Origin of the sequence: Kiloniella antarctica, from assembly GCF_042682825.1 — a bacterium.
Lineage (GTDB): Bacteria > Pseudomonadota > Alphaproteobacteria > Kiloniellales > Kiloniellaceae > Kiloniella > Kiloniella antarctica.
The window spans coordinates 67,094-75,888 of the sequence record NZ_JBHUII010000006.1 but is presented as its reverse complement, the minus strand read 5'-3'; the positions used below and the strand labels follow the sequence as shown (position 1 = coordinate 75,888).

At 48.2% G+C, this 8,795-nt stretch carries 9 protein-coding genes; all 9 read right to left on the bottom strand.

Annotated features, from left to right (window positions below):
* Positions 1 to 110 precede the first annotated feature (110 nt).
* The 9 genes from ACFSKO_RS13525 to ACFSKO_RS13485 are packed head-to-tail and all read right to left on the bottom strand — an operon-like array spanning position 111 to position 8,780.
* The gene (locus ACFSKO_RS13525) at positions 111 to 497 is read right to left on the bottom strand and encodes a hypothetical protein (RefSeq protein ID WP_380252482.1); all 387 of its coding nucleotides are present in this window, start codon (positions 495 to 497) and stop codon (positions 111 to 113) included.
* A complete protein-coding gene (locus ACFSKO_RS13520) occupies positions 494 to 1,312 on the bottom strand; it encodes a hypothetical protein (RefSeq protein ID WP_380252480.1) in 819 nt (272 codons plus the stop codon). The genes ACFSKO_RS13525 and ACFSKO_RS13520 overlap by 4 nt, the downstream gene beginning before the upstream one ends.
* Positions 1,312 to 3,597 carry a phage tail protein gene (locus ACFSKO_RS13515; RefSeq protein WP_380252479.1) on the bottom strand — a complete coding sequence of 762 codons (2,286 nt, stop codon included), beginning with the start codon at positions 3,595 to 3,597 and terminating at the stop codon, positions 1,312 to 1,314. Before ACFSKO_RS13515 ends, ACFSKO_RS13520 begins: the two co-directional genes overlap by 1 nt.
* Complete coding sequence (locus tag ACFSKO_RS13510; protein WP_380252477.1) at positions 3,597 to 4,523, bottom strand: hypothetical protein; 927 nt, start codon at positions 4,521 to 4,523, stop codon at positions 3,597 to 3,599. The genes ACFSKO_RS13515 and ACFSKO_RS13510 overlap by 1 nt, the downstream gene beginning before the upstream one ends.
* A 1-nt stretch (position 4,524) precedes the next feature.
* Positions 4,525 to 4,941, bottom strand: coding sequence for a DUF6950 family protein (locus ACFSKO_RS13505; RefSeq protein ID WP_380252475.1), 417 nt, complete (start codon positions 4,939 to 4,941; stop codon positions 4,525 to 4,527).
* Positions 4,938 to 5,486 (bottom strand): hypothetical protein, encoded by a 549-nt coding sequence (locus ACFSKO_RS13500; protein WP_380252473.1) that lies wholly within the window; start codon positions 5,484 to 5,486, stop codon positions 4,938 to 4,940. The genes ACFSKO_RS13505 and ACFSKO_RS13500 overlap by 4 nt, the downstream gene beginning before the upstream one ends.
* Positions 5,483 to 6,106 (bottom strand): hypothetical protein, encoded by a 624-nt coding sequence (locus tag ACFSKO_RS13495; protein ID WP_380252471.1) that lies wholly within the window; start codon positions 6,104 to 6,106, stop codon positions 5,483 to 5,485. The genes ACFSKO_RS13500 and ACFSKO_RS13495 overlap by 4 nt, the downstream gene beginning before the upstream one ends.
* Positions 6,106 to 8,610 carry a tape measure protein gene (locus tag ACFSKO_RS13490; protein ID WP_380252469.1) on the bottom strand — a complete coding sequence of 835 codons (2,505 nt, stop codon included), beginning with the start codon at positions 8,608 to 8,610 and terminating at the stop codon, positions 6,106 to 6,108. The genes ACFSKO_RS13495 and ACFSKO_RS13490 overlap by 1 nt, the downstream gene beginning before the upstream one ends.
* Positions 8,607 to 8,780, bottom strand: a complete 174-nt coding sequence (locus ACFSKO_RS13485) for a phage tail assembly chaperone (protein ID WP_380252514.1) — start codon at positions 8,778 to 8,780, stop codon at positions 8,607 to 8,609. Before ACFSKO_RS13485 ends, ACFSKO_RS13490 begins: the two co-directional genes overlap by 4 nt.
* Positions 8,781 to 8,795 lie beyond the last annotated feature (15 nt).

Genomic DNA, 8,795 nt, shown 5'->3' with positions numbered 1-8,795 from the left:
GACACCGACGACGACCGCAACACCCATATTAAAATAGGTTAGCCATAGAGGCGTTGATATAGCGGCCACGCCAATAAACTTGTCCATAGTTCCCCCTTTTAGGTGTTCGATCATGCTGGAGCCTGCCCCGCCAAAATTGCCGCTTTACGCTCTTCAGTAAGCAATTCCTTAGATATCAGATAATCAAGACCGCCTATGACCTTCGTGTTGTCCATGCTGATTACATCCGCACCCGTCGCCCAACGGAGGAAAATACGGATATTGGGGTCTGTTTCCCCGGCAACTTCAATTGCAAGCTCTTCCGCCTCAAACAGAGCAAAAAAATCAATAGATGATAGCTTAGGTGCAGGCTCGATATAATCCGCAATGATCTGCTCAAGCTCCGCGCCACTTGGACGAGGTACGTTTTCAGGCCATGAAGTTAAAACGCCTTCAGTTGTACCAATCCCCTGAATGCCAGGGTACTTCTGCTCTAAGGCAAGGGCTAGGCTTCTCATGCTGAAATCTCCGTAATAGTCATTGAGGACTCAAGTACGCCTCCGTACTGGTTACTACCCGCAGCTCCGTTTATTGTTGTTGTTCCCGAACTGGCGCCGCATCTAATCTTGAAAGTAATTTCGCTTGTTGTCCCTGCTGTCATCCAACGGGTGAATGCAATAGTTTCCGGGATTTGATCAGACTGAAGGGATGACCCAGAACCAACAGATAAAGCCCCCGCAATACTGTCCTGGAACAGTCCCGCAACAGTTATTTGGTTTGACCCGCTATTCCCTAGATGAACGACAACGTCAATGCGCAAAAGGTTTGCAGAGTTCGTCGGTGTTATGGACTTAGAAAAGAATTCGGCGCCTTCTGTATTTTGTGGAATTGTGTCGTCTGGCGATATATTTGAGGTTGTCGTCGCTGTTGTCGAGTAAGTCTCATTGACCATCTGCACAACCTTACCACCACCATCCAACTCAGCAGGATTGCCAGAACCGTCAAAGCCTATGAATTTTCCTGCCGTCCCGCTCGCAATCTTGGCAAGGGTGATTGCGTTGGCGGTAATTTGATCGGTGTCAACTGCATCCCGCACCGCAAGAGCGCCAAAGCCAGACGATAACGAGCCTCTGCTTACCCAACCATCGTTGGCAGCATTCCGCTGCCAGAGCGTGTCTGCGTCTGGCTCCGCCCAGAACATAAAAGGGACAGTGGCCGGAGGTTCATCATTCCCTGAGTTCTGCGTCAAAATCGCCATTAAGATCGAATTTATATCAGGCAGGAAATCAGCCCCTGTCTGATCATCTATAATCAAGTCATTATGTTGCGCCATCAAGAAACCTCATCTGCATAAATAATACATTCGTTTATAGCTATGTTCGTGTTTTCATCGCCTGATCTGAGCCGCAGCTCAAAGTCGAAAGCTCTGACGCTGTGCTCTGAACCAACTTCTTTTTGCCAATCCGACCAAGCTGGAGAGCCGCCGTTCGGGTCATCGATCGTCGTCTTGGTCCATAAGTCACACTCAACGTCGCCAGTCATGCCGCCCATTAGTGAAGGCCAACTTGATACAAGGCCACGCTTGCTGATTTTGTCGCTTTCGTCATAGCCTGTAACATCGACCTCAACACGAAGCCTCACAGGCTTTACCGTCCCCAGATCAATTCCAGAGGCAAAACGATACGTGCCGTTTTCTCCAATACCGCCAAGTGTATTGAACGATTCAATCTCAGAAATAAGATCAACTTCAGAGATAAGCTGCTGTGATGATAACCTCAAAGAACCCCCACGAAGAACGGTGCCGTCTTTATCGCCGGACCAAGTAGGGTGCGCCTGAGCATAGGTTAATGGGCTGTATGCGACTAACCCTGCACCATCTGTTTCCACTTTAGTCGTTTCTGTGCTTTTTCTGCCGCCGCTATCTTCTGTTTTTAGTAGATAGGTTCCAGCCCTCAACGGCAGCGCAACGGACCCCGCAGATCCTGCAACAGGCTCCCCAATTGAGACTGAGTTTTCCCATACAGCTTCACTAATCGGTTTAGGCGAGTGCCTGACTAGGATGCGTCCACCAAAAACAACATCAAGCTCGTTGGTGGCTTTCCAAGTTATGTAGGCTAGGCCGCCTATTTTTTGTAAATTAACTTCTATAAGAGGTTGTGGCGGTGCTGTTAGCCCATAAACCTTACCTGTAAATACCGACTCTTCTGAGGGCGCGCCAAGTGAATTATAAGTCTTTACACTCACATAGACGTCGCCACTTTCAACGTCGCTTACGGTAACTTTTGAGTTTTTGTTTTTAGGTATTGTCCTTAAGGCTGATCCGTTTATTGAAAACGAATACTCGTAGAAAAGTGGGTAAGGCCACTCCGTTACAAATGATTCAAATGTTATTCTAGTTTTTAGGCCTCCGCCTGGCACCCTGTACAATTCTTCCGTTATTGATGGAATACCGGGCTTAGGCACATCAAACGGCGTCGGCAAATTGCTGTCCGACGCCGGGTCAACAATTGTTTCTTCGCCTGAGTTCCAGTCAAAAACCTCCGGCGCGGTTTCTCGCAAAACAAGATCGATGCCTATAACAGGGACCCCGTTTCGCCCCTTTTCAGTTACCAGAGTTCTTTTCTCGACAAAGAAATACTTTTTATCCCACCCAAAGCGAGGCAGGGTCAGCATCACATTCTTACCCGGCTGCACTCTCATAGCTCGGAGTTTGCAAGGCAAGTTCACCGTTATTTGTTGAGCGCCTTTCTCAAGAACGATTTTACCTACGCGCTGCCCCTGACACGGACAGTCAGTAAAGTTTTGGTCAAAGTCCTTGTAGATAACCTTGCCATTATCCCTTGCCTCGTATGTTGAGTTACGGATGACAGGATAATCGGCGGGTTGGTGGTCGTTATCGGGGCTAATATATTTACCCTTAATTGCATTAAACAGATCTCGACGTGTTGTTCTTGGGCTGATTTTGATAGCCCCTCTCAAGTCATCAACATCAAGCTCAATCGTCGTGGGTTCCCACACTCCAGGCTGTATATACCAAGCGCCGCCCGAAGGGATTAAATCACCTGCACAACAGGTCAACATGTTCTCAATCACTTCTCGGGGCTTCAAGCTGCTTTCAAAGTCCCCATTAAGCCTGTACCTACGTGTTCCCGCCCTTTTTACGGATAAACTGCCCGTACCTGACGCAGTTAACTGAATGACCGGCCCATTTAACGCATTCGACAGCCTAATTCTTTTATTTGACATAACATAACAGTGATAATCCGTATCCACAGCAAGAGGGGCTGGTAAATCACCAGTACTAGAGACGCGCACCACATCACCATCGCGCAGAGCGTGTTTGTCCGTAACATGCAGCACCTCAACGGGCCGAATAGTCATTGCCCCAGACCCACCAGATATAGATATGAAATTACCGTTGAGTGCGTCTGATTCACTCGCCGCAAATGCCAGCTTTACGCCAGACGAACGAATAATAAAATAGTCGGTGTCAACCAGAAGAGGGTCAGGCAAATCAACAGCGCTTGAAACGCGAACCTTGTCGCCAGTTTCCAGCCCCAAATCGACGCCAAGCTTAACGTAAGACGTTGGGCCGTGGTTTTTTGTTACGTAAGGCATTATGTCCAAACCCCGCCGCTATCAGTACCAAAGCTTCCACCATCAGCACTTTGATCCGCCGACCCGCCATCACGAGGAGGAGGAGGCGGATTTTCCCAAACTGTTCGAAGGTCGTATTCTAAAGAAAAACTGGTTTCGGGCATTTCGACTGCCCTGTTGCTCCCTTCAATCGCGACAATCTCATCACACGCATTCGCGCCTGAAATAACACTATCTTCGGGGAGGCTGTGAGCATCGATGCCAAGCCCGTAAAGAGGATCCCTCAAGTAATCCGCTATACAAAGTTCAGCATTGTCACTCCACTTGGTTAACCCAGTGCGTGGATCTGTAACTTTCTTCCCTCTAAAAAGGACTGATATAGTTGGCGCTCCGTTGGGGAATTTATCTTGATTGTAGGTAAGTTTCGCAACAATATGTGCAACGCCTCGCCCCTTGTGTTCTTCTGTCCAGTCAGGGAACGCAGCAACTAAATCAGGATCAGCTTGCTGGTCGGGGCCGCCGAGGTGTTTGTTTATTTTGGCGTATCCTGCATATTTACCAATAGCGTTCCCGTTTGTATCCAAGGGGATAGCTTCTTCACTAAAATAAATTTCACGAATACTGTCTATTTCGTGACCTGCAAGGGCAACAACCATGTAAAGATCACTCCCTTTAACATCCACAAAAGGTAGAGACCCGCCTTTACGAACTTCTCCATAAGCAACTTCACGAGATTGGACAGGCTCTCTAAATGTCAGAATTCGCGACGAGCCAAACTGCTTTTGCTTAGGTGAAGATGCCTTTTTCCCGAACAGCCCATTTGATACCGCAGATAAACCAAAACTAAGCGCAGCGCCTAAAAGGGCCTTTGCAATCAACGCGCCAATACTGACTTGAGCAAACGCCCCAGATAAAGCAACTACTGCAGCAGCAACGAGACCACCCATTTCACAGCCTCCAACCAGCTATTGACCGGGAAAACGGAATTAGTGACCCGCCCTGCTTTATGTCCATAATCAAGATATGCGCCCCGGTAACTACGCCGATGCCTTCACGGGCAGCGGGGCAATCAACGAGTGCAATATCTCCGCGCTGTAAAAAAGCTCCGTCAATCGGCACAGAACCAAGACGATCTGAGACCATATCTCCAAGGTCTTTATAGCCCTTATTACTCAAGAACGTTAAAGCCCCGGACGCCTTATCGTATGAGCCAGCAACATCAGCGCCGACCTTTTGGCCTGTGGCTCGCTCAACCCAATCAAGGCACATAATCGAGCAATCAGAAGCGCCCCAAACATGCTTTTTGCCCATCCAATCCGTTACAAAGCGGTTTAGCTGGTTTGGCCAATCTTCAAATCTTGTCATTTCCAGATGATTTCTTTGTTTTGTGAGGCCGTTACTTTTTCTAAAAACATATCGCCGGGGTAAAGGTCCTGTTGATCTTCGTGCGTATATCGGCGCTCTCTTGGCCTATCCAAATCAATAAGGATAGTCTCGGCTTGTATGGTGATTGACCCTGTGTCGCCATTATCCTCAATGGTCGCTGTGTCCATGCGTCCATCAGAAATTAGATAAGGATCACCAGCCAGTTGCCCGTACTCATCAAGGACGCCAAGCCATAGCCGAGATCGTCGGCCTTGATAGTTTTCGGTCAGCACAATGCCCAAATACTCGGACGGGATGCCGTTTAATCGATAGGCTTGGGTGTTTGCCCTCAAATCATTGCCGTCTTGCGGGTTTGAGATTTCCCCAAGATTGCCAAGACCAGTAAAAGTTTTACCCGCCCAAGTAAGATCGCCAAGGCCTGAGAAGACCCGAACAGGCGTTGGGTCAAAATCAAACTCAGCAAGGATGATTGGCGAAAAAACATCATTATCTTCCAAATATGAAAATGTTTCTTCTGCTGTCACGGAACAACCTCCATACACTTGACGGATATGTTATGGTGACCTATCGCATTTGATTGCCAGCCCATTTCATTCGCCACCAACCTCCAAAGGCCAACAGGGTTAGAAGTAACAATAGGCTCATCATCAGCGCGGCCAGTTCTGATTAACGGCCAAATTCCAACAGTCGCCTTACCATTTGCATCAGCATCAACAGAAGAAACTACACGATGTATGCGTGCGTTAGATCCTGCTCCAATCTGGATAACATCACCACGCAACAAATTTCCTATAGAATTCGCCACAAATCCTTTGATATTAATTTCCCTTACGCCTACGGCGTGATCTCCATCCAGAACAGGCGTACCTGTCGGCGTGCCTAACGGCTCCTTCGCATCAGGATCGCCCATGAGGAACGTGCCTTCTGGCCCGTTAAGCCCGAGCATAAATCCCTGCCAGTCAGCAGCGTGGTGCCTCAACATGGGAGGCAAATCAAACTCTGCTGTCCATTGTTGCCCCTGGCTAACTTGAACCTCTTGTGAAAATGTGAACGGCGATACGTTCACACCGACAGCCGTTAGGGGTTTCATGTTAAAATCGCGAATACCCGGCTTGGTCGGGATGTCGATCGGATACGTGACCATTAAAGACCCCCGAGGTATGAACTGCCGCTACGATAACTCTCTTCGCGGACCTGCTGAACAGCGCCCTCAATTATAGAAGGCTCTCTCTCATCAAGAGCCTGTTTTATCTTCTGCTCAACGCCTATTTCTGCGCCTCTGGCATCTATATTGTAGACCGCGCTATTGCTTGAACTTGATCTGCTGTTATTTGTTATGGAACTCATGCTTTTTGAGATATCCGGCACACGAGGCACAGAGCCGCCGACAACCCCACCATCGGCAAACGCAGGAAGCCCGCCGCCATTAATAGCCTCGAGCAAGGGTAGATATTTACTGGTTGCAGTGGCATTGACGATATATTCGCCGTTACTAACTGCCGCCAAAATGGAATCAGAACGTGGGCCACCGGGGCCTTGAATTTTTCCGCCGTCAGCAAAACCAAAAATTGACCCAATGCCTGAACCAATACCGCTTAGAATCGTGCCGAAAATGCCACCCCCGCCAGAGCCACCCCCGGCCCCAGAAAGCGCGCCATCAAGATCAAGGCTTTTAGCAATAATTTGCCCCAAAACATCAAGAGCAACCTTACCTAGCGCGTCCCAACCGTCCGCAGCAGCGGACAAAGAGCGGCCAATGCCGTTCTCAAGAATATCGGCAAGCTCTTGCTCTGACTGCTTTTGCTTCTCAACGGCTTCTTCGCGTTTTTTGAATGTCTCTTCTGCCTTGTCGAGTTCTTGAGATTGTTTCTCGTAAGCTGCTGTAACACGGCTGATTAGCTCTTCTTCAAGCCCCAAAGCCTCAAGACGCTCACGAATAGATTCTGAACCCTGCTCAATTTCACGGGCCTGTTGATAGGCCTCATAGGCCTCTTTGCCCTGTAAAAGAGCCTGAACTTCGCGCTCGATGTGGGCTATTTCTTGTTCTGCGTCTTCAACGGCAGAGTTTTGCTTCTCAAGTTCTGCGTCAGCTTCTTTTTTGTCTTTTTTGGCCTTTTCTAACTTTTCCTGTTTTTTTGTTAAATCAAAGACGGCATTTGCTACACTGATTATTGAGTTAGCGGACTCATGATTAATGTCGATACCAGCTTGACTAAGCTGGTTATACAAAAACTGTTGCCTCTCATTTCGCCCAAGCTGCTCAAGCTGGAACTGCAAAGCATCGGTTTTCCGCTTGATCGACTCAGCATCTTTTAGCTCTTCTTTTGTTGGGTTTTTTTCTTTTGTCGCTGTCGAGATAATTGGAACAGCTCCACCAGGATGCTGACCGCCTGTAAGTTTGGCGAGGTTGTCGATTGTTTCAATAATTTGCTTATTTAAAGAAACGACCTGCTTGTTGATCTGATCAACAGCATCATTACCGTCTACATCATTAAACCCAAGATCAAGCAGGTTGCTCTTGTGTTTTTCCAACCCTTCCGTGGCCCGTATTTTTGCTTCTGCTGCTTTCCTTTGCAAGCTATCCAGATCGAACTCGAGTTGTATCTGTAAAGGTGATTTATTTAGATCGCCCCGAAGAGATGATACTATATCTTGAAGCTTTTGGAGCTCCCTCCTCTTTTCCTCAACATCGCCCCCAAAGAAATTGATCTTTTCTGAAATGCTTATTTCTTTTTTTAGATCAGCTATTTCAGAGGAAAGGCTAGAAATTGATTGTTCCGCATCTTCAAGCCCTGTGTTTTCGATAGAATCAGAAAATCCACTGACGGCTTTTGTGAAGACTTTGGAGGCCCCAGTCGCCTTATCCATCGAGGAAATAACCCTCAAGAAAGCATTGTCAAGCTGTGTTAACGCCTCTCCCCCAGTCTTCTCCATCTTGTCAAATTCATCCTGCAAGGCCTGAGATTGCGTAGACAGAGCATTGACGATCTTGTCAGCGGTCAGTGCTCCCTCTGCACCGAGCGTACGAAGCTCACCAACCGACACACCCAAGCCATCAGCAAGTGCCTTTGCTAATCTCGGTGCGTTTTCAAGGATGGACCTAAGTTCGTCACCTTGAAGCCTGTCAGATTGCAAAGCTTGCCCGAATTGAGTTACCGCCGCAGTTGCTGCCTGAACGCCTCCGCCAGATATCCTTGTGGCTTGATTGATTGAGGTAGTAAGTTCAATCAATTTGGACTGAGAGAGGTTTAATTCCTCTGTACTTCTGGCAACTCGCGAATAGAGATCCGCAGTCCCTTCAAAGCTGGAGCGAGTGTTCTGAGCGACCGCAAAAAGACTGTTCTGGGTTGCTGTAAGTTCCGCAGTTCCATTCGTGACAAGTTTCAATCTGTTTTCAGTCTGCTTCCAAGCCTCCGCATACCGATAAATCTGTTGAACTGACAAGGCCCCGGCAACAGCCCCTAATGCCGGAACAACAGCACCAGTTAGGACGCGCCCCAATCCAGCAAACTGACTATTCGTCCGCGAAACGGTCTGATCCATCTTGCGAGTAAATTTCTCACCCGACTGTTCAGCCTTTTTAAGCTCACGACGCAACCCTTCGGTCTTCGCCTCGATCTGCCATATAAGCCGTTCAATTTCACTCATATCACGTTTGCTCGTTCAAGTTTTGCGCGGAACTGTGCGAAATCCTCTTCACCCTCAGATTTATCGTTAGGCGAGTTGGATTTTGTCCTTTCCTCAAGCGAGGCGAAGAACTCATGCGGGGTTGATTTCCAGAAAATGTTAGGGGGCCAGCCAAGAAGGCCCGAAGCAATGCCGAGATAGCGACG